Here is a 20,850-nt window from a genome sequence, read left to right as displayed (position 1 = left end):
TCAGAATTCGCTCAACTCGGAGAAACGCTAGCCCTTGACCGCGCCCGACAGGACACCGCGCAGGAAGTAGCGTTGCACGAAAGTGAAAAGGACCACGACCGGGACGGTGGCCAGCGTTCCGAGCGCCATGATCTCGCCCCAACGCACATCGAACGAGGTGATGAATTCCGAGATGCCAACCGGAACCGTCTTCAGCTCGGTCGATGTCATCACGATGCTGGCGAACAGGAATTCGTTCCACGAAAGCACAAAGACAAAGATCGCGACCGAGAAAATGCCCGGCAACGAGAGCGGCAGCACGATCCGCACGAAAGTGCCGAGATAGGACGCTCCGTCCACCCAAGCCGCTTCGTCGATTTCGCGCGGCAGTGTGTCAAAGAACGATTTGAGCATCCAGACAGCGAAGGGAAAGGTCAGGATCGTGTGGCAGATGACCAGCCCGATCCGCGTGTCGATCAGCGAAAGCGCGTTCAGGATCATGTAGATCGGCACGAAGAGCACGATCGCCGGAAACATGTAGGTGACCAGTGCGGCGATCAGGAATACGGACTTGCCCGGAAAATCGAACCGGGTGAGCGCATAGGCCGCGAGCGTGCCAATGACGAGGCACAGAAGCGTGGAGGCCAATCCCACGATCAGGCTGTTGGTGAAGAACACCGCCGCACCACTGTCGCGAAAGACGGTGACATACCAGTCGATTGTCCAGCGATCCGCGAGGATGCGCGGCGGCGATGAGAAAAGCTGGTCAGCCGGCTTGATCGAGGAAATGAACATCCATGCCAGCGGCAGCGCGATAAACGCTGCAAGCGGCAGGGCAACGGCATAGCTCGACATGCGCTGCATGGTTGCCTGCAGCTTCATTGTTTGCTGCTTCATGGACGACCTCCCGAGGCGACGCGCAGGACGAGGCCATAGAGCGCAATGGCCACCAGGATCATCACGCCCAGCGTAACCGCAAGCGCGGACCCGTAGCCGAAACGGAAAAACCCCATAGTTTCCTGATAGATCCAGATCGGCCAGTGCTCGGTCGCCCCTGCGGGACCGCCCTTGCTGACAAGCCAGATGATGTCGAAGAAGGTAATGGTCCAGATGAAACGCAGCACAAACAATATTTTTGTGACCGTCCAGAGGTTCGGCAATGTCACGAAGCGGAACTGCTGCCATGAAGTGGCGCCGTCTACCTGGGCCGCCTCGTACTGCTCCGGCGGAATCGACTGGAGTGCGGCCCAATAGGAAATCATGACGAAGGGAAACCCGCGCCAGATGTTCGCGAGGATAACGCTCCATGTCGCCCCCTCGGGCGAGGCAAGCGGTGACTGATCGGGCACCAGGAGCCCCAGATGCTGCAGGCTCACGGCAACGATGCCGAAGGAGCCGTCCAGCATCCACCGCCAGAAGAGGGCCAGCGCGATGACGGGCACGACATAGGGCAGCAGTAGGATCGAGCGGATCGCGCCCATCCCGGGCATGTTGCGGTTGATCGCCAGCGCCGCCAGCAGGCCGAGCCCAAACTGGCCGATCAGTGACCAGAAGGTCCATACTGCCGTGTTGGTCAGGACCGGCCAAAGCTTCGGCGCGTTGAGAATTTCCGCATAATTGCGCAGGCCCACGAATCTCTCGGCGCCGGTGAAGGCGTCGACGGCGACGAAGGAAAGCCGGATAGCCTCCCATATTGGATAGGCCACGAACAGCACCATGAAGATGACTGCCGGCGCCACGAAAATGAGGCCCGTCACCGCGCGGCTCCCGGCCGCCGTCAGGCCGTCAGCGCGCGCATGCGGAGCGTGCCCGGAAAAAGTTGAAGAATTCTGCATAGTTGCTCCAGAACCCCGCTGGCCGCGGGCCGGACGGAAACGGCCCGCCCACGGCCTGGCGGTCAATTGCCGATCATCTCGATCTGGTACTGCAGCTGAGAATCGATCTGTTCGATCGCGCTCTCAGGCGTGATCTGGCCCAGCGCTGCGGCCTGGATCGCATCGCCGATGAACGTGGTCGCCTCTATCTGGCCTGTCAGCGGGTTCAGGCCCGCTTCCTGTCCGTAGCGATACCAGTTCGGCATCACCTCGTTGAAGATCGTTTCGATCTCCGGCTTGAACCTGCGCACATATTCATTCGACTGGTAGGTCTCACTCTCGAAGGCGCTGCGCGTCGCAGGCAGGGCGAAGATCGGGCGGCTGTTGGCGCGCTCGGCCACACGCTCGGGCGTATACATGCAGGTCAGCAAGCGTTTCGCGGCCTGTTCGCGCTCGGGTGTGGAACGCGCCACAAGATAGTAGTATCCGCCGTTCAGCGATGCCACCGGAGGCTTGTCCGCCGTGGGGCCGGGGAACGGGAAGACGCCCATGTTGTCAAGCATCGTGGGATTCTGTTCGGCCGCGATCAGGACGACTGCCCCCCATTCGTTGGTCATGGCCAGCTTGCCCTGAACGTAGCCGTTGCGGAAGTCGTTCCAAGTCCACTCGACCGAGGAGGGCGGCGAGGCGGTCTTGTAGAGATCGAGCATGAAGCTCAGCGCCTTGACCGCTTTTTCCCGGTGTTCGTTGAACGCGTATTTGCCCGTCTTCGGATCGAAAATCGTGCCGCCAGCCGCATAGAAGAACTGGAAGAACGTTTGCGGCGCGACAAGCGAGCGCCCCATCGGCACGGCGAAGCCATAGACGTCCGGCGTACCGTCACCGTTCTCGTCCTTCGTCAGCACTTTCGCCGCCGCTTTCAGTTCGTCCCACGACTTCGGAACCGCGATCCCCGCCTTTTCGAACAAGTCCTTGCGATACCAGACTTCCTGATGCAGCGCCCAATCCGGCAGCCCCCAGATCTCGCCATTCTTCGACACGGCATCGAGATAGGAAGCGCGGAAATCGTCACGTCCCAGCTCGTCGACGACATCCGTCACCGGCACCAGCCCGCCACGCGACTGGACGAAGGCAACGGCTCCCTCCAGCGTATTCATGATGTCGGGCGGCGAGCCGTTGCGCATGGCGGTGATCAGCCGCGTGTACATCGAACCGAACGGAATCGTTTCGAAGTTCACCTTGAGACCGCCCTGCCCGGCGCGGCACTCCTCGATCTGTTTCTTGATGACGTCCGCCTGACTGGCAGTCGTCAGATTCGTCCAGAATGTCAGCGTCTGCGCCGCCGCCGGCACGGCGACAAGGGCCGCGATGGCCAGTACAGCAGCCGACAGGCCCCCTTTGGAAAATCTGTTCATGGCGTTCATCCTCCTGTGATCCTCCGGTTCGACTCCGGATATGACACGGCGTTTAGCAAAACCGTCTCTTGCTTATGTCCCGTATTGTGGACTATTGTTCCGACAAATCAAGAGGGAGGTTAGTGGATATGATGACGATTCGGGAGCCGGAACGCGAAATTCAGGTACTGGGCGCCCACGATGTGATCGTCGCTGGCGGCGGCACGGCAGGCGTGATGGCCGCCATCGCAGCCGCCCGCAACGGCGCCTCGACGCTCATTCTGGAGCGGAGCGGCTTCTTCGGCGGCAACATCGCGACCCAGCTCCTGGAGCATAGCGCGGGATGGCAGGATGCCGCCGGTCACCCGATCGTGGGCGGTCTTCCCCTGGAAATGATCGACCGGCTGAAAGCCGGCGGCGCATCCCCCGGCCTGGTGGACGACGATACGGGCTATACGCGAACCCGCCTTCCGGTCGAGCACGAACTGTTCAAATCGCTGATCGTGGAGTGGCTGGACGAGGAAGGGGTCGCGATCATGCCCCAGGCGCCGGTTGTCGCGGTGTCGGGAGCTGGCGTCGCGTCGGGGACTGAGGCGGCTCTACACGCAATCTGCGAGACCAGAAGCGGCCGGATCGCCTTTTGCGCTAAGGCAATGGTCGACGCCACGGGCGACGCTGACCTGTTTGCCAAAGCCCGGTGCGACTTCCATCCGACCTCGGCCACGCAGCCGGTTTCGATGATGTTCAAGCTGGGCAACGTGGATCATGCGGCCGCCCTCGCCTATGTCCGCGCGAATCCCGGCGACTTCAAAATGGATGCGGGTCAGCCCGGCTTCGAGGGGCGCCACTACTACAACCTCTGGGGTTACGGCGCGCTGTTGCGCCGCGGCTTCGAGGCAGGCCTCGTCTCGCTTGACCGGAAGGAGATGCATGTCGCCTGCCATGTCCTCACCCGCGAGGCGGTGATCAACGTCACCCGATATGCCGCCGACGCGACCGATGCCGGAGACATGGCGCGGGCCGAGCTTGTCCTGCGCCGGCAGGTGCGCGAGTTCGTCCGGTTCTTCCGCAAAATGGTGCCAGGATACGAAAACACCTTCCTGTCCGCGACAGCCTCCTGCGTGGGGGTGCGCGAAAGCCGAAGGATCAAGGGCCGCGCGACACTGACGGACGACGATGTACGCTCCGGCCGGGATTTCGCGGATGCGGTTGCCCGGGGCGGCTTCCCGATCGATAGCCATGACGCGAAGGGCAACAGCATGGACGGAACCGAGCCGGTGCCGTCGGGCTACGACATCCCGCTGGGCGCCATGCTGCCGGTGAATGGGCCGAACCTCATCGCGGCCGGCCGCTGCATATCGGCGGAACGGCGCGCGTTGGCCAGCGCCAGAATCACCGGCACCTGCATGGCCATGGGCCAGGCCGCCGGCACGGCCGCCGCCCTCTCGGCGCTTTCGGGCATCCCGATGGTCGATCTCGATATCACGCAGCTTCAACAGCGGCTTCGCGAGCAAGGGGCCCTCTTCGGAGGCAAGACGCGCGAACCGGCCATCTGAGCGATCGGGCAAGGAGAAAATGCATGGGAACCATATCGCTGCAGAACGTGGTCAAGCGCTTCGGAAGCGTGGATGTCATCAAGGGCATCGATCTGGAAGTCGGCGAAGGCGAATTCGTCGTCCTCGTCGGACCTTCGGGCTGCGGAAAGTCCACCCTTCTGCGGACGATCGCCGGGCTTGAGGACATTTCCGCAGGCTCCATCGCCATCGGGAGGCGAACCGTCCACCACCTGCCGCCGCAAAAGCGCAACATCGCGATGGTGTTCCAGAATTATGCGCTCTATCCGCATTACACGGTTGCGCAAAACATGGGCTTCGGCCTGCGTCTGCGCGGATTGCCGAAGGAGGAGATCCGCCGCAAGGTCGAGGAGGCGGCGCGGGTTCTGGGCCTTGAGGAGTACCTCGGCCGCTATCCGCGCAACCTGTCAGGCGGTCAGCGCCAGCGTGTCGCCATGGGCCGGGCCATCGTGCGCGACCCGGACGTCTATCTTTTCGACGAGCCGCTGTCGAATCTCGATGCCAAGCTGCGCATCGCCATGCGGACCGAAATCAAGTCCCTTCACCAGCGCCTGGGCCGCACGACCGTCTATGTTACGCACGATCAGGTCGAAGCGATGACCATGGCGGACCGGATTGTGATCCTGCGCGGCGGCGAAATCGCCCAGCAGGGCACGCCGATGGAACTCTATGGCAAGCCCGCCGACCGCTTCGTCGCCGGCTTCATCGGCGCCCCGACGATGAACTTTCTCGACGGCAGTATCGAGGCGGAAGGCGACGACCGTTTCATCCGGCTCACCGGGGGCTTGCGGGCACGCGCGCCGGGCTCGACGCCGACCGGCGCCGCTGTCGCCGGTATTCGGCCGGAAGATTTCCGGATCTCGTCCGACCCTGGCATGCACGATGCCATCGCCGGCAGGATCGCCCTCGTCGAGCCGACAGGCCCATCGGATTACCTGCTGGTGGATACGCCGTCCGGCCGCGTCACCGTGGTCGCCGCCAACGGGATCGGCCGTGTCGGCGACCAGATCACGCTCACCCCCGCGCCCGGGGCATGGCACTTCTTCGCACCCGGCGAGAACGGGCGTCGGCTGGCCGGCTGAAAGACCTGACTGCAGGCCCTGGCGTGGCTTGCAGATTTCCGCCCTTCGGAAACGGAAGGGGACCGAAATCATGAATATAAACGCCACTAGGAGGATCAACGTGACACTTGACAAGATCGCACTGAAAAAAACCCTGACCGGCATTCTGCCGCCGGTCACCATGCCGTTTGATGCGAACGGGCGTCTGGTGACGAATGCCATCGCCGGTCAGATCGACTGGATTCTCGACAATGGCGCGGATGCGGTGGTCGCCGGAGGCTCCACCGGCGAAGGCCACACGCTCAGCGATGGCGAATTCCGCGATGCGATGATTGCGACCTACGAGGCAGTCAAGGGCCGCAAGCCCTTCCTGGCAGGGCTTATCGTCAACTCCACCCTTGAGGCGACCGGGCGTGTGAAGCTGCTTGAGGACATCAAGGTCGACGCACTGCAGGTCACGCCGGTGCACTACCTGTTCAAACCCGGCGCAGATGCGACGGTCGAACATTTCCGCCGGATCTGGGAAGAATGCGGTATCCCGATCCTGATCTACAACGTCATTCCGTGGAACTACCTTTCCTCCGACCTCATGCTGCGCATCATGGACGAAGTTCCGGGCGTGATCGGCATGAAACAATCTTCGGGCGATCTGAAATCGCTGTCCGATCTCGTGCAAAGCGCCAAGCCGGACAACATCGTCTTGTCGGGTATCGACGCCCTGCTCTACTCGGCTTTCGCCATGGGAGCGGACGGCGCGATCTCCGCCCTGACCTCGGCCCTTCCTGGCGTCACGACCAGGCTCTTCCATCTGACCCGCGAGGGCAAGCATCCCGAGGCGCTGGAAATCCATTGGAAGCTCAACGCACTGTGGAACGTACTGCGTCACGACAACCTGCCGGCTTGCGTGAAATACATCCAGCACCGCCAGGGCCTGCCTCTCTACAATCCGCGTGCCCCCATGGAGGCAGTCTCGGACGAGCAGAAAACGGCCATTGACAGCGCCCTCAAGGCACTGATCTGAAACAGGTATACCGGCTACGGCGCCGGAGGCGCCGTAGCCGGTCCTTGAAACATGATCCCATTTCCTGAAATCGGAACGTGCTCTACAGCATCAGGCCCAAAACTGTGCGCACTTCTGGGATAATTTTATGCGAATATAAACAAATAGAACGCCCGAGCGATTCAGTTTTAACATCATCTGTTCTACAATCTGTCCTGTTTACGTTGAAACATTACATATTATAATTTCCCTATTTTGAGCGAATTCTGATCGATCATATGATTATATCTGATCGGAACGCGCTCTAATGATCTGCCGCCGTGGAAGAGCGTTTATCAACAGGCGCAATGCTGGTTGCGTGCCGGCTTTTTCAAGGCGCTGGCCGAAGACCTGCGCATGCTTCTACGGCTTGCCGCTAGCCGACCGGACGAGCCCCGACAGCCGCGATCATCGACAGCCGCACCCTGCGCTCGACGCCGGAAAGCGGAGCCAGAGCCGGATATGATGGCGCGAAGTGCAAGAAGGGCTCCAAACTGCACATGGCCGCGGATACGCTCGGCCATTTGCTCGCCATGTACGTCACCGCCTGCCAATGTCGGAGACAGAGCCGAAGCGGGCCGCATGGCCGAGGCGATCCAGGCGGCCACGGATCAGAGTGTGGAGATTGCCTTTTCCGATCGGGGACATATAGGTGAGGAACCGGAGAAATCAGCAGCCGAACACGGTATTCGGCTTGAGGTCGTCAAGCTGCCGGAGGCAAAGCTCGGCTTCGTCCTTCTGCCCAGACGATGGGTTGTCGAGCGATCCTTCGCATGGGCGACACCTTTCAGACGACTCTTCAAGAACTATGAACGATGCGCCCAGACCCTCGCCGATCTTCATATCGTTGCCTTCGTCTGGTCTGTATCAGGTTGAAAAACATCGCTATACTTGCCGCAAGTTCATGACCGCCTCTAGTTATTTTTTCGCGTTTTCTTCATGCTAAAGTGGTATCCACTTTGCTTGACAACGCTTTAGCTGACGTAACCGAGCGCGCGCGAGATGCGATCCGCGTGGTAGGTGACGACTTTTGCAAGCTCCTCGACATTCTCTTTCTTAAGCTGCCAGGAAGGACCGGAAATCGAGAGCCCCGCAAAAACCTTGCCATGCTGGCCGCGGATCGGTGCGCCGATGCATCGCAATCCGGGCTGATGTTCGCCCTCGTCGACCGCGTAGCCACGCTCGCGGATCCCGGTGAGTTCCTGACGCAGAGCCTCGCCATCCGTAATCGTTGCCTCGGTGAAGCGTTCTAGGCCGCGCTCGATCAGCCGATCGATGACCTCTGCCGGCTGGAAGGCGAGCGATGCCTTTCCGACGCTGGTGCAATGCGCCGGTGCATTCTCGATAAGGTTCGACTTGGTCGCGGCTTCGCTCCCGCCCTCGGTGCGGCGAATGACGACCGCCCGAAAGCCGTCAAAAATTGCGACCGTCACGATATGCCCGGTCATCCGTTCCAGCGCATCCACGAAAGGATAGGCCTCGCGGTGAATATCGAGATTTGACAGCGCGACGCTGCCCAGTTCAAAAAGCTTGAGCCCGAGCCGATAAGCGTCGCGCTCGCGATCTTGATCCAGAAATCCGACATCCCGCAACGAAGCCATCAGGCGATGGGTGGTAGAGCGAGGAAAGCCGGTCCGCGCGCAGATGTCCGACAGCGACAGCGCCCGGTCGTCGGTCGAGAAACACTCAAGGACCTTGACCAGTTTGCCGAGCGACTTCATTCCCTCCTCGGGGGCCCGGCGATCGGATACGTCAGTTCTAGCCGTCACGTCTCTGTTCCACTTGTTGTCGGTTAGTGCTCAGCATACGACTCCCACTCACCTGACATTAGGCAATTCAGGATACTATCCCGCAATATGGACTATCGACATCCATTCTGCAATCCTGGCTTTATCCTCCTTCCGTATGAAAAGAATGACCCTGCGGCAGGCAATCGCACCATCCTGCTTGGCCTGATGGGCCTCGTGACGTTCGTCATTCCCGCTGCCGTCGCCAGCGAAGCAGGGAGCGCGGCCCTGTTGCCCACCATATCGAAATCCTCAATGGCAGCATGGTAGTTTACCTCAGTTTCTCGTCATCGGACCAACGCTGTGATGGCATCGCCATCGCCGTCAAAACCTCGAATGTTCGAAGCCGACTCACTTTGTTGCTCAGCGGCCAAGTAGGAAGGGTTTCCATGTCTGTATCGTCATGATCTGGAACGCTTCTCTCGTGGGAGGATGAGCTGTCGATGCCGCGGCGAGCGATGCGCGGCGTGATGGAGCGCTTGCGCAGGTCCTTCGGGCAACGGTCGAAATCGCAGCCCTTGTCGGCATGGAGCTTCTTCGGCCGTTTGCGGGCCGTCCCCGCCGCTGCCGAATCGGATGGAACGCATCGACCACCTCGGTCAGCGCCATGCTGTCATGGCGATTGGCTCCGGTCAGGACGATGGCGAGAGGCAGGCCCTTGCGGTCGACCACGATGTAGCGCTCGGTACCCGGTTTGCCCCGGTCGGTCGGGTTCGGGCCGACCGCGTCGCTCCCCTTTTGGCGGCAACGGACGAGGAAGCCACCGAAGCACGCGGCCAGTCGATCTCCCCGGCAAGGTTCAGCCGCTCCAGCATTTGGCGATGGATCCGATCCCACAGGCCGGCATCCCGCCAGACGCGCAGCCGGCGCCAGCAGGTTATCCTGGAACATCTCGCCACCTCGAACGGCAGCCGCTCCCAAGCAATCGCGGTGTAGAGCACGAACAGGATGCCAGTCAGCGCATCTCGATCCTCGACCCAAGGCCGCCCGCCTTTCGGGCGTGCCGCAACGGACGGAAACAACGGGGCGGTCTCAGCCCATAGGGCGTCGGGCAAAAGTTTCTTGACCACGCCCAAGCCTCAACCAAATAGGGTTAATAAATGGTTTTGTTAGGCGCTCTAAACTGAAACCACGGGAAGAGCTATCGGGTAAGCAGATTTCCAAAATCAAGCAGGCTAAAGCCCTGACGTTTGCCTCTGAAACCATTGATTTCCGTGCCCTGCCGGGTATGCAAGTAAAGATGATTTCGGAGGCTCGCAACTACCGATACCGACATTCGCTGGTGGTGGCAATTTAACACATAGACAAAGTCGTCACCATACGGACCGTGCCGACCATGGCGGCGCAAGAGGCCGCGCGCATCGCCATCGACGCCGCGAGCAAGGCGCGCGGGTCCTGCTGATCCGCAACACGGTGGATGCCGCCATCGAGACCGTCCGCGCCGGGGGGCAAAGCGCCGCGACGCTGGTGCTCCAGTCGGCCCAGTCGCGCCAGATAGCAATTTCCTCGGGATATTCGTGCAATGACCGACCAACACTATCGCTGACGAGATAGGAAGGCGATGCGAACTCAGGCCCTGTTGATCTTGCCCGCCGCGGTCATTGCGAGCGGCGCAAAATTGCTCACAAAGCTATCCTTGTCCCATTCGCTGAGCGAACCGCCGATGTGAATGGCCCCAATCGGGCGGCTGTCGTTGTCCTTGACCGCAACCCCGAGGACGACCTCCCCCTGGAGAACCTCCTCAGCAGCAATCGCATAGCCATTTTCCCGGGCCATCACTACCTTGGCACGAATTTCCTTTAGATCAGTCAGCGTGCGCGGGGTGAAAGGCTGGCGATTGGACCGGGCCAAGATGTCGTCCACTTCGTCATCGGAAAGCTGGCTGAGCAGAGCACGGCCCCCGGCCGTGCAATAGAGCGGCACGCTATTGCCGATCAACGTGGCGAAATAGGATTCGCGCTTGCTCTGCAACCGCAGCGCATAGACCAGCCGGAGATCGTCGCGCAGGCTGAGATCGACACGTTCGCCAGTATCGCGCCGCAATTCCACCAGGGTAGGCAAAACCCGCACGATCACGGGGTTCAGCCGCAGATAGTCCAGAGTGTGATCCAGCAGCCGGATGCCCGGCACATAGCCCCGGTCGTCGGGAGCACGCTCCATATAGCCTTGCTGCCGTAATGTATGGACAATACGCTGGACCGTGCTCTTGCCAATGCCGGACCGCGACGCGATCTCGTTCAGCGTCAGCGCGTTGCTGGCGCCGTGGAAGGTCGACAGCACCTGAAGGGCACGGGCTACGGCCTGAATGAAGAGCGGATCTTCTTCTGCCGGGTCTGGCACCGGCCGCACAGCATATTCCACCCTGTCTACTTCACGCATGGCATCTCCAAAATCCTGCTTGACTTGAAACAAGCTCCCTGACTATTCTTAATTTCAATACTTTGGTATCGTCTTTCGATACACCTGTCAACCAATAGGCGCATAGAAGACACCAGGGTATTGAAAGGAGGGGTCTGTTCCGCCGATCCATCAGCCTCGACGGCTGCCGGACGGATCGGGACTGGCCGAGCCTTTCACGAGCAAGAGCGACCCTGCCGCAAGCGCCGGCCGATAACGGGCAGGCAGGGGGCAAACCGACATATGGCGGGCCAAGCTTCGCAGCCGGCCGGACGTCGCCAGTCGGGCCGCCAATCTTTTCACCAACAGGGGAACTATATCTCACATGACAACATCTTCACGCCTTTCCTCCCCCCGCCCTCGGCCTGCCCGCCGCCGCGGCGTGCGCGGCGCGCTGTTCGGGCTTGCCGCGTCGGTATTCGTTGCTGCCGGCGGCATGGTGTCAGCGGCTGAAGCCCGGACCATCACCGCCGTGATGGAGAGCCTGCGCACGCTCGATCCGATCATCACCACCGCCCACATCACCCGCAACCATGCCTATATGATCTATGACGTGCTGGTTGCGGTCGACAAGAACTTCCAGCCACAGCCCCAGATGGCCGGTTGGACCGTCTCGGAAGATGGCAAGGTCTATACCTTCACTCTGCGGAACGGCCTGAAGTTCCATGATGGCGCGCCGGTCACCGCCGCAGATGCGGTGGCCTCGCTCAAACGCTGGGGCCAGCGCGATTCCGGCGGACAGATGATCTTCGACCTGACCGCAAGCCTTGAGGCCACTGACGACAAGACACTGGTCTGGACGTTGGAAAAGCCCTTCCCGCCGCTGCTGGAGACCATTGCCAAACAATCGGCCCTGCCGCCGTTCATCATGCCCGCGCGCATCGCCGCCACCCCGGCCAATACCGCGATCACAGAACACATCGGCTCTGGTCCATTCAGGTTCGTCGCCGAGGATTTTCAGCCCGGCGTCAGCGTTCGCTACGTGAAATTCGAGGACTACGTTCCCCGCAGCGAGCCGCCAAGCTGGATGGCAGGCGGCAAGATGGTGAATGTCGACGAGGTCAAGTGGGTGACGATGCCCGACCCGCAAACCGCAATCAATGCCATCATGTCGGGAGAGGTGGATTTCATAGATCAGGTGCCGGTCGACCTGCTGCCCATTCTCGAAACATCCGACGATGTCGTGGTCGAGCTGCGCGATGATCTCGGTTACCAGGCCATCGGCCGGATGAACTTCAAACATCCGCCCTTCGACAACAAGAAGTTGCGCCAGGCCGCACTACGGGCACTGAACCAGGTTGACTTCCTCAGCAACATCGTCGGCAATCCAGACTACTACCGTCCCTGCGGCGCGATCTTCGGCTGCGGCACGCCTCTCGCCAACGAGACCGGCGGCGAGACGCTGACCAGTGGCGGTGACATCGAGGGCGCGAAGAAGCTTCTAGCCGAGGCCGGTTACGACGGCACACCGGTGGTCATTCTCCAGACTACCGATGTCAGGGTGATCTCCTCGCAGCCGATCGTCGCCGCGCAGTCGCTGCGCGCAGCCGGGTTCACCGTCGATCTGCAGCCGATGGACTGGCAGACTGTCGTGTCCCGCCGGGCCAACATGGGGCCGCCGTCTGAAGGCGGCTGGAGCCTGTTCTTCACCAACTGGATCGTGCCGGAAGTCTTCAACCCGCTGATCAGCCCGATGCTGAACGGGCGCGGCGACAAGGCCTGGTTCGGCTGGCCGCAGGATGACGAGATCGAGGCGCTACGCGCCGAATTCATCGATGCAGCCTCCGACGAGGACAGGCTCGACATCGCGAAGCGGATCCAGATCCACGCCATGGACAACGTGAGCTATCTGCCGCTGGGCCAGTTCTTCTCGCCCCATGCCCGCAGCACCAAGCTCGAGAACATGGTCATGTCGCCGGTCCAGGTATTCTGGGGCGTGACCAAAACGGAGTAGGCACCGAACCGGAACGCATCGCGACGGGCGCGAGACGAAGCGCGCCTCCTGCCCGTCCGACCTGCCGCGGTCATCGCCGGCGACGCCGCCAGCACGGAGCAACCGGAACGCATTCGCGAGAGCCTCGCCCGAGCCGGCTGCTGCATGCCCAGTTCCCCACCCTGGTCGCAGGACGACCTGGGCACCCGCTTGCTGACGCACAACCGAGCACCCGCCCGGTCCACTTTTTTCACCTCCCTGATGGAAACCAGGCAATGACGAAACTGAACACCCTGAGCGCCGCCGAGATGATCGACGGCTACCGCAAGGGCACATTCACCCCCGTTGACGTGACCGAAGCGGTGCTGGCGCAGATAGACCGTTGCGAACCCGAACTGAATGCGATGTGGACCGTCGATCGCGAGATCGCCCGCGCCTCGGCAGGTGAGTCCGCCGCACGCTGGAAGGCAGGCAATCCGATCATCGTCCGGGGTGTCAGCCTTGACGGCGTGCCCGTCACCCTCAAGGAAAATATCGCCACGAAGGGGGTTGCGATGCCGCTCGGCACAGCGGTCAGCGACATGACTCCGCGTCCGGCGGATGCGCCGCCGGCAGCGCGCATGCGCGAGGCGGGCGTCGTCTTTCTGGGCCGCACCACCATGCCCGATTACGGCATGCTTTCCTCGGGCCTGTCGAGCTTCCACAAACTCGCGCGCAACCCCTGGAACACGGCGATGAACCCCGGAGGATCCAGTGCGGGCGCCGGCACGGCAGGCGCCGCCGGCTATGGGCCGATCCATCTGGGCACCGACATCGGCGGTTCAGTCCGGCTTCCCGCCGCCTGGTGCGGCCTCGCGGGACTGAAGCCGAGCCTCGGGCGTATCCCGATCGATCCGCCCTTCATGGGGCGCGTCGTCGGGCCGATGACCCGTACCATCGAGGACGCGGCGCTGGCCATGGCCGTACTCTCGCAACCCGATTTGCGCGACCATATGGACCTGCCCCCGAACGATATCCGTTGGCTCGATCTCGATCGCGAGGTGAAGGGCCTGCGCATAGGCCTGCACCTCGATCCCGGCTGCGGAATGCCGGTGGATCCGCAGGTGACGGAAGCCGTCAGCGCGGCAGCCCGGCTGTTCGAGGCTGCCGGTGCCATCGTCGAACCGCTCGCCCCCTGGATGACCGACGAGGTGCTCACGGGGCTGGATGACTTCTGGCGCACGCGCGCCGGTATCGACGTCTCGGCCCTGTCGCCGGAAAAGCGGGCGCAACTGCTGCCCATCATCCGCAACTGGGCGGAATCGGGCCTTGGCAAGTCGGGCGAGGAAGTGTTCCTCAGCTACATGAGCACGTTCCAGATTCGCGCCGCCACCGTGGCTGCGACCTCGCGATTCGACTTCGTGCTGTCACCGGTGTCGCCCAATGTCAGCTTCCCGGCGGAATGGGCTTATCCCTGGGACAATGACGTCAACCGTGCGATGGCCCATATCAACTTCACTCTCCCCTACAGCATGAGCGAGCAGCCGGCGGTCGCCGTCGCCTGCGGCTACGATGACGCCGGAGTTCCGATCGGGCTTCAGATCTCCGGGCGGCGCTTCGACGACCTCGGCGTGCTGCAATTGGCCCGCGCATGGGAGAGGATACGCCCCGAACAACGCCCTTGGCCTTGCGACGCCGGCCTGTGAAGCCTGACCGACGCATGCCACGATGTGCAACTTGCGCCCGATCCGGTCGCCCGCATTTCCGGGCGGGGGGATCGGGCCGCCCTCAGCCCGCGTGCATATAGAGAACGCTTGAGCGATCGAGGTGCTGCACCAACGCGGCCTCCGCCTCATCGGGTTCGTGACGCTCGATGTGCCGGAGGATTTGCGCGTGCTCGATCAGCGTGAGATTCTCCTTGCCCTTCCAGCGCAGTATCTCCCTGTGGTACTGCCGCAGCCAGCCCAGCATCGCCTCGCTGACCGCTTCGAAGATCGGATTGCCGGAGATCGCTGCGATCTGCGTATGAAAGCGGATGTCCGCGGCGATGAACGTCTCCGGGGCGTCGACCGCCGTCGCCTGCTGATCGAGCGTGCCGCGCAGCCGGGCAATGTCCTCCGGCGTCGCCCGCAGCGCCGCCTCGCGCACCATGCCGCGTTCAAAGAAGCGACGGGCCTGTTTCAAGTGTTCCAGGCTGTCGGGCGAGGCGGAGAGCAGGAGGTTGGCGGTCAGATCGACCTGCTGGAAGATCGACCTTGCCGTCAGCCGCCGGACGCGGGCCCGCTCGCCGTGGCTGATGGTGATCAGTCCCATATTGGCCAGCGCCTGCATGGCCTCGCGGATGGCGGGACGGCCCACGCCGAAACGGTCCATCAGGTCACGTTCGGAGGGCATGGCATCGCCCGGCGCCAGCTCGCCCCCCGTAATCATCGCTTTCAGGCGGTCGAAGACCTCATGGGAGAGTTTCCTGCGGATGATCGTCTCGGAAGCCTCCGCCATTTTCCCGCTCCCGCCCTCTCCCCCGTCCGGATGGATGTCCGGCCGCGACTCGTCCTCATGATATATTCAGCATACCACGAATATGACGCATCGCAGTTCCGGCGACGCCTCTTCCGCCCGCCGTCGACGCGGGACGGAAGCTGCAGCGAGGCTGTCGTCAGGCGGTCTCTGGGGGATTGCAGATCTCCTCCACCGAACGCATCACCGCATCCGGGTCGAAGACCCGCTCCAGCCATCCTTCCCGAAATATCCGGGGACGGGCCTGGTCGATGGCGTAGAGCGCACCGTCCGAGAAGCGTCCCTCCGGAAGCATCTCGAAGGCGATGGCGAGCTCGATGGTAAGATGGCCGAGCAGGAAATCCGTCGCGGCCTCGCGCGGAACGCCGCGTCTTACCGCTTCGTCCGTAGCCTCCCGCAAGGCGAGGCACAGCGTCGCGCCGACCGTCTCCGCGAGCGCCGGCTCCAGAATGGCGAGCTGCTCGACGGTGCAGCGATGGGCGCGCATCACCGGCTTGTAGATCGTGCGGGCGATCCGCTCGCAGGCGGCGTAGTGCTCCTCCGGCCCCTGCATCAAGGCGCATACGATATGCTGCTTGGCGTGTATGCCACCGAAGAAGTCCTTCTTCGCTTCCTCGGTGACCTCATCATTGAAGATCGGCGGATGGCATGGATGAGTCACAAAATAGGTGACGTCCTCGCGCCTGGGCAACTCGCCGGCGTGCGGCGCCGCGGCGTCGAGCATGAGGATCGCGGTGCCCGGCTTCACCTTCTCGATGAAGGTATGGGCGATCTTGCCGATCAGCCGGTCCGGCACCGCCATCAGGACCGCATCGGCATCCGCGACGGCGTTGTCGCCGTCGACGCAATCGAGGCCCGTCTTTGCCTTGAGCCGCGCGCGTCCCTCCTCGGACGGCTCGACATGCAGGACCTCATATTGCGAACCCTGCAGGTTCGTGGCAAGGCGGACGCCCATCTTCCCGCCGGCGCCCAGCAACGCAATCTTTTTCATTGGCCGTGTCTCCCGTTTGTCAGTGGTTTGTGCCGCCGCCCGTCCTGGCGGCGCAGAAGAAATCCGGGGCGCCCATCTGGCCGCCCTTGAACGCTATTTCGAGCTCGTCGTGGGCTCCCTCGGTGTGGGCGCGGCAGAGCGGCGCGCCCGGCGCAAGCGGAGCCAGCGCGGTGACGGCATAGATGCCGAGCATCATCGCGGCATGGCCCGACGTGTCGCCGCCCGCGATGACCACCCGTTTCAGTCCGCCGGCGCGCACCAGCCGGTCCAGCACCGCACCGAGTCCCTCGCCGATGCGTGCATTGACCTCGACCGCCGGCACGCCGCTCGCCTCTATCGCCTGGTGAAGCGCCGCAACGGCCGGATCGTCCGGCCCGGCGGCGGTGAAGACGAGCGGATCGCGCCCTTCTCCCAAGGCGCGAAGCGCCAGGGAGGCGGCTCGCTCCAACTCCCCGCTCCATGCAACCTGCTCCACCGCGCGCGTCGCGTCGAGACGGATGCCCTCGAAGCCCCGGTCGCGCGCGAAGGCAATCTGGCGGGCTGTGATGGGCGAACAGGAGCCCGAGACCGCCGCGATGCGGTCGCGCACACCGGCCGGCCGGCAGTCACCGGGCGGCGCCAGCAGGCCTACCTCGCGCCAGTAGGCGACCAGAGCATATTCGAGGCCCTGCGAACCAACCGCGAAAAGCCGCTCGCCGCGATGTTCCCAGATGAGCCGGCCGGCCTGCGCCAGCGTCGCCTCGTCGAGCACGTCAATGGCGAGAATGCGCGCTCCAGCGGCGCGTTCGCGGGCGAGCCGGGCATCCCCTGCACCGTTCTTGAGCGCGACGAAGTCCACGAGGCCGACCGGGATATCCGTCTGCCGCGCAAGATGCAGGCGGACGTCCGCCTCCTCCATGGGCGTGACCGGATGACGCGACATCACGGGATGGCGGTCGAGCCGGTAGCCGACGTCGCCGACCATCGCGAAAAGATTGCCAAACGCCTGATAGCGGCCAATCGCCGGCGCACCGATGACAAGCGGATGCCACGCGCCGCCGAGCAGCGGCTCGGCGAGTTCGACAGCCTTGCCGATGGAGCCGACGTGGGGAGCGGAATCGAAGGTCGAGCACACCTTGTAATGGGAGATCGGTGCCTTCAACGTCGCAAGCCGTGCGAACACCTCCGGCAGGTGGGCTTCCATCCACGCGGGCGACTGAGAGCGCGCCACACCGGCGATGCCGATGGCGCGGACGTGGGGAAAGCGCGCGATCTGCTCCGGTGTCGGCAGACCGAGGAACAGCACGGTCGGGACCCCCGCGAAACCCAGCACTTCCATGACGGCTGAAGCGCCCGTGTAATCGTCGCCGTAGAAGGAAACCAGACACCCCGGAGGCAGCGCCGCAGCGCCGGGCGAGAGCGCCGTCATGCCGGACAACCCTCCAGCGCCCGGGCCAGAGCCGCGTGATCCCGCCCGTATTCAGCGAGCGGGACACCAGCCATCGCCGCCTCCCACGCTTCGCGCAGGCTGGCGACGCCGGCGGCAGGGCCGTCGGGATGGGCCATGATCCCGCCTCCCGCCGCGAAGATGAGATCCGTCGAACCAAGGGCGGCATAGGTGCCGGGCACCTGCCGCGCCGACTGCCCGGACGAGAAGACTGGCATGGCGATGCAGGGCTTGTCCTCGAACATCGAGGTCAGGCATTCGCGCGCCGAGGCGATGACGCTCTCGTCGGGCTCGGAGAACTTGTTGGAGAGGCCGTTGACGTGCAGGTGGTCCGCGCCGGCGAGCCGCCAGATCTTCTGCCAGGCGACATAGGACCAGCCGAGCATCGGCGCGCGCGACAGGTATCCCCAGCCGTTCCGGTGGGCATGAATTGGCAGCGCGCTGAAGCGGCCGAGCTCGATCATGCCAACGAGGCCGACAGAGTTGAGACTCGCCATGACGCAGGTGCCACCCTCCCGCAAGACGAGATCGTGGCGTCGGCGCATTTGATCGAGCTCGCCGGTCAGGTTGAAGGCGAACATCACCTTGCGGCCCGTGCGCGCGGCGTGATCGTTGATGACACGCATCACAGCACGCACGCGCTCGTCGAACGGGCAATGCGGGCCGTCGGACTGCAGCTCATCGTCCTTAATGAAGTCGATGCCCGCCTCGCACAATTGCCGGACGAGATCGGCCGTTTCCTCCGGACCGAAACCAACGCTCGGCTTGATGATGGTGCCGACGATCGGGCGCCCCTCGACGCCGGCGAGACGACGGGTGCCGGAAACGCCGAACTTCGGCCCGCCATAGGCCTGCGCGAAAGCTGAGGGCAGGCGGATAGCGGTGAGGCGAAGACCGGAAAACTGCTTCAGTTCGAATAGGTTGCCGGCCACAGTGGCCACCAGGTTGGGCAGCGAGGGGCCGATATTCTCAAGGGGCCAGGAAAGCGTGACGCGGGCGCGGCAGATGGCAGGCTGGCCGTCCTGCGGACGCCCCGCACCGGGCAGCGACGGCTCCGCGGCCTCCCCGATCACCTCCAGCGCCTCGATGCGGGCGGCGGAGCGTTCCTTCAGTTCCGGTGTCTCCCCCGGAACTGCAACGAACGTCCCGCTCGACTGCTCGCCGGCCATGGCCTCGGCCGCCACCCGCGGATCATAAGCAGTCTCGATCAGATAGTCGGCTTCAATACGAACGGGAGAGGCCATAGGGTATCCCTATTTTAAGGTGACCTTGATGCGGGAAAGGCACGACGCAGGCGGATCGCGACAGCGGGCAAGAAGCGTCCCCAACGTTTCCGATCGGTGAGCTGCGGCCGTTCACTTATCTATTGATATACTCATTATACCAGTTACCGGGCTGTGACAAGCTCCCGCCCGGCCACTTTCCGCACCGCGGTTCTTAAGAGCCTCTGGAGCGCGTTCCGATCAGATTTCGCTCAAAATAACCAATCTGGAATCTGTCCTGTTTCAACGTAAACAGGACAGATTCTAAGAGGGCAGCCCCAGCGACGCAGCCATCCCGCGTACTCCTGGCCATGTGTCAGGAAAGCCCCCTCCGTTGTTTCCGCCGTCTTGCAACTGCTGGGCGCCGTCGAAAACGACGGCATCAACCGGCCGAGGGCACGGCTTCATTCCGGACATCTCTTGTGGTGAGTGGCCGTCGAATCGAAACCGGCGCGATCCGGCTGCGGCCTCGGCAAGCTCGACCCCGGCATGCCTGCGTTAAATCACGGGGCATGCCGGGGTCGACCGGCTGCTATTGGGACGTCCCGGGCAGGCCTACGGCTCGGATGGCATCGATGTTCTCCTGGCCATATTTCTTGGCGAATTCCGCGTATGCGGGCTGGAAGGCAGCCTGGAATTTTTCCTTGTCCACGTTCTCGTTGACCTCCATGCCATCCTTGCGCATCTGTTCGATACCCTTGGCATCCGCTTCTCGCATGTACTCGCGCATGGCCATCGACGCAGCCCGCGCTGCCGCCAGGAAGTGCTCCTTGTCCTCCGACGAGAGATTGTTGAACGCCTTGGGCGACATGATGAACACCGCGGGAGAGAAGAAATGGCCGGTCAGAGACAGGTACTTCTGAACCTGAGACATTTTCGTCGACGCACTGCCGGCGATAGCCTGTTCCTGCCCGTCGATCGCGCCTTGCTGCAGCGCGCCGAAGACTTCGGGGAAGGCCATGGGCGTGGGGTTGGCTCCAACGGTGCGGAATGAAAGAATATGCACCGGGTTCTCCATGGTGCGCACCTTCAGGCCTTTTACATCCTCCGGCGTCACGACCGGACGCCTGCTGTTCGTCAAGTGGCGAAAGCTCTGGTCCGTCCATGCCAGGCCGACCAATCCATGCGACGGGAATTTGGCCAGCAGATCCTGACCGATTTTGCTGTCGAGAACCTGGTGCGCATGCGCGGCATCACGAAACAGGAAGGGGAGATCAAGGATGCCTACCTCCGGAACGAAGTTCGTGACAGGGCCGGTGGAAGTCAGCACGAGGCCAAGCGTTCCAAGTTGGGCGCCCTCCACCATCTCCCTTTCGCCGCCCAGAGCGCCGCTGGGGAACGCTTCAAGGCGATAACGGCCTTCCGTGCGCTTGGCAACTTCGCTGGCAAGCACCGATACCGCGTATCCGTAGTGCGATGTCGCGGGCAATACGTAACCGATCTTGAGCGCCGTTTGCGCGACCGCCTGCCCTGAAAGGCTTGCCATACCGGCAGCCAGCAGAAAGCCTAGCAATTTCCTTCTGTTCATGATTTTCTCCCTTCTCTGCTCTGTTATCTTAGGCGTTATACGAACACTCCCGGTCGCCGACCGGTCGCATGAGGGCTTTGCTCAAGCACCGCACGGACTTGACCGCATCTCATCGCTCCGGTGCCCCATGGCGAGAGATACGAATTGAAGAAGAAAGGGCAGCGGCTGA

Annotated in this window: 16 protein-coding genes and 1 pseudogene; 6 read left to right on the top strand and 11 right to left on the bottom strand. The window is 62.8% G+C overall.

The features are described from left to right. Positions 1-27: 27 nt before the first annotated feature. The 3 genes from FHS82_RS19700 to FHS82_RS19690 all read right to left on the bottom strand — a co-directional run bounded on the left by FHS82_RS19700 (position 28) and on the right by FHS82_RS19690 (position 3,208). On the bottom strand, positions 28-876 hold the full coding sequence (locus FHS82_RS19700; protein ID WP_166956129.1) for a carbohydrate ABC transporter permease: 849 nt from the start codon (positions 874-876) through the stop codon (positions 28-30). Continuing rightward, a complete protein-coding gene (locus tag FHS82_RS19695; RefSeq protein WP_166956124.1) occupies positions 873-1,736 on the bottom strand; it encodes an ABC transporter permease subunit in 864 nt (287 codons plus the stop codon). Before FHS82_RS19695 ends, FHS82_RS19700 begins: the two co-directional genes overlap by 4 nt. Positions 1,737-1,876: 140 nt before the next feature. Next, complete coding sequence (locus FHS82_RS19690) at positions 1,877-3,208, bottom strand: ABC transporter substrate-binding protein (RefSeq protein ID WP_166956117.1); 1,332 nt, start codon at positions 3,206-3,208, stop codon at positions 1,877-1,879. 74 nt (positions 3,209-3,282) lie between these two features. Between FHS82_RS19690 and FHS82_RS19685 the strand changes: the two genes are divergently transcribed. The 4 genes and pseudogenes from FHS82_RS19685 to FHS82_RS19670 all read left to right on the top strand — a co-directional run. After that, entirely contained in the window at positions 3,283-4,743 is a 1,461-nt protein-coding gene (locus tag FHS82_RS19685) for an FAD-dependent oxidoreductase (RefSeq protein ID WP_343042635.1), read from the top strand. Positions 4,744-4,766: 23 nt separating this feature from the next. Beyond that, positions 4,767-5,843 (top strand): ABC transporter ATP-binding protein, encoded by a 1,077-nt coding sequence (locus FHS82_RS19680; RefSeq protein WP_166956110.1) that lies wholly within the window; start codon positions 4,767-4,769, stop codon positions 5,841-5,843. 100 nt (positions 5,844-5,943) lie between these two features. Then, positions 5,944-6,843 carry a dihydrodipicolinate synthase family protein gene (locus FHS82_RS19675; RefSeq protein ID WP_166956108.1) on the top strand — a complete coding sequence of 300 codons (900 nt, stop codon included), beginning with the start codon at positions 5,944-5,946 and terminating at the stop codon, positions 6,841-6,843. Positions 6,844-7,128: 285 nt separating this feature from the next. Then, positions 7,129-7,737, top strand: a pseudogene (locus FHS82_RS19670) (IS5 family transposase); the annotation flags it as partial. Positions 7,738-7,835: 98 nt separating this feature from the next. On the opposite strand, the gene FHS82_RS19665 reads toward FHS82_RS19670, so the two are convergent. The 3 genes from FHS82_RS19665 to FHS82_RS19655 form a co-directional block, all read right to left on the bottom strand. Continuing rightward, positions 7,836-8,582 (bottom strand): IclR family transcriptional regulator, encoded by a 747-nt coding sequence (locus FHS82_RS19665; protein ID WP_166956106.1) that lies wholly within the window; start codon positions 8,580-8,582, stop codon positions 7,836-7,838. A 698-nt stretch (positions 8,583-9,280) separates the two neighbouring features. Then, entirely contained in the window at positions 9,281-9,718 is a 438-nt protein-coding gene (locus tag FHS82_RS21515) for a transposase (RefSeq protein WP_166956104.1), read from the bottom strand. Between the two features lie 499 nt (positions 9,719-10,217). After that, positions 10,218-11,027 carry an IclR family transcriptional regulator gene (locus FHS82_RS19655; RefSeq protein ID WP_166956101.1) on the bottom strand — a complete coding sequence of 270 codons (810 nt, stop codon included), beginning with the start codon at positions 11,025-11,027 and terminating at the stop codon, positions 10,218-10,220. Between the two features lie 343 nt (positions 11,028-11,370). Here FHS82_RS19655 and FHS82_RS19650 point away from each other — a divergent pair, with 343 nt between their 5' ends. Further along, positions 11,371-12,999, top strand: coding sequence for an ABC transporter substrate-binding protein (locus FHS82_RS19650; protein ID WP_166956098.1), 1,629 nt, complete (start codon positions 11,371-11,373; stop codon positions 12,997-12,999). 254 nt (positions 13,000-13,253) lie between these two features. Beyond that, a complete protein-coding gene (locus FHS82_RS19645) occupies positions 13,254-14,663 on the top strand; it encodes an amidase (protein ID WP_166956095.1) in 1,410 nt (469 codons plus the stop codon). Positions 14,664-14,745: 82 nt separating this feature from the next. On the opposite strand, the gene FHS82_RS19640 is transcribed toward FHS82_RS19645, so the two are convergent. The 5 genes from FHS82_RS19640 to FHS82_RS19620 form a co-directional block, all read right to left on the bottom strand. Next, entirely contained in the window at positions 14,746-15,456 is a 711-nt protein-coding gene (locus FHS82_RS19640; protein WP_166956092.1) for a transcriptional regulator NanR, read from the bottom strand. Positions 15,457-15,613: 157 nt separating this feature from the next. Further along, positions 15,614-16,465 (bottom strand): phosphogluconate dehydrogenase C-terminal domain-containing protein, encoded by an 852-nt coding sequence (locus tag FHS82_RS19635; RefSeq protein WP_166956088.1) that lies wholly within the window; start codon positions 16,463-16,465, stop codon positions 15,614-15,616. Between the two features lie 19 nt (positions 16,466-16,484). Then, a complete protein-coding gene (locus FHS82_RS19630) occupies positions 16,485-17,873 on the bottom strand; it encodes a four-carbon acid sugar kinase family protein (protein ID WP_166956085.1) in 1,389 nt (462 codons plus the stop codon). Continuing rightward, positions 17,870-19,135: a ribulose-bisphosphate carboxylase large subunit family protein gene (locus FHS82_RS19625; protein ID WP_166956082.1), complete on the bottom strand. Its 1,266-nt coding sequence runs from the start codon at positions 19,133-19,135 to the stop codon at positions 17,870-17,872. The genes FHS82_RS19630 and FHS82_RS19625 overlap by 4 nt, the downstream gene beginning before the upstream one ends. Positions 19,136-19,685: 550 nt before the next feature. After that, positions 19,686-20,681 (bottom strand): TRAP transporter substrate-binding protein, encoded by a 996-nt coding sequence (locus tag FHS82_RS19620; RefSeq protein WP_166956078.1) that lies wholly within the window; start codon positions 20,679-20,681, stop codon positions 19,686-19,688. Positions 20,682-20,850: the final 169 nt, after the last annotated feature.

The sequence above is a fragment of the Pseudochelatococcus lubricantis genome, from assembly GCF_011762225.1.
Lineage (GTDB): Bacteria > Pseudomonadota > Alphaproteobacteria > Rhizobiales > Beijerinckiaceae > Pseudochelatococcus > Pseudochelatococcus lubricantis.
Note: the sequence above shows the minus strand (reverse complement) of the source record. Positions and strands in the feature narration are given on the sequence as shown.

Coding starts and splice junctions, on each gene's coding strand:
- FHS82_RS19700 (WP_166956129.1), bottom strand. CDS start 876: ATGAAGCAGCAAACAATGAAGCTGCAGGCAACCATGCAGCGCATGTCG.
- FHS82_RS19690 (WP_166956117.1), bottom strand. CDS start 3,208: ATGAACAGATTTTCCAAAGGGGGCCTGTCGGCTGCTGTACTGGCCATC.
- FHS82_RS19685 (WP_343042635.1), top strand. CDS start 3,283: ATGTCCCGTATTGTGGACTATTGTTCCGACAAATCAAGAGGGAGGTTA.
- FHS82_RS19680 (WP_166956110.1), top strand. CDS start 4,767: ATGGGAACCATATCGCTGCAGAACGTGGTCAAGCGCTTCGGAAGCGTG.
- FHS82_RS19665 (WP_166956106.1), bottom strand. CDS start 8,582: ATGAAGTCGCTCGGCAAACTGGTCAAGGTCCTTGAGTGTTTCTCGACC.
- FHS82_RS19655 (WP_166956101.1), bottom strand. CDS start 11,027: ATGCGTGAAGTAGACAGGGTGGAATATGCTGTGCGGCCGGTGCCAGAC.
- FHS82_RS19650 (WP_166956098.1), top strand. CDS start 11,371: ATGACAACATCTTCACGCCTTTCCTCCCCCCGCCCTCGGCCTGCCCGC.
- FHS82_RS19645 (WP_166956095.1), top strand. CDS start 13,254: ATGACGAAACTGAACACCCTGAGCGCCGCCGAGATGATCGACGGCTAC.
- FHS82_RS19640 (WP_166956092.1), bottom strand. CDS start 15,456: ATGGCGGAGGCTTCCGAGACGATCATCCGCAGGAAACTCTCCCATGAG.
- FHS82_RS19635 (WP_166956088.1), bottom strand. CDS start 16,465: ATGAAAAAGATTGCGTTGCTGGGCGCCGGCGGGAAGATGGGCGTCCGC.
- FHS82_RS19630 (WP_166956085.1), bottom strand. CDS start 17,873: ATGACGGCGCTCTCGCCCGGCGCTGCGGCGCTGCCTCCGGGGTGTCTG.
- FHS82_RS19625 (WP_166956082.1), bottom strand. CDS start 19,135: ATGGCCTCTCCCGTTCGTATTGAAGCCGACTATCTGATCGAGACTGCT.
- FHS82_RS19620 (WP_166956078.1), bottom strand. CDS start 20,681: ATGAACAGAAGGAAATTGCTAGGCTTTCTGCTGGCTGCCGGTATGGCA.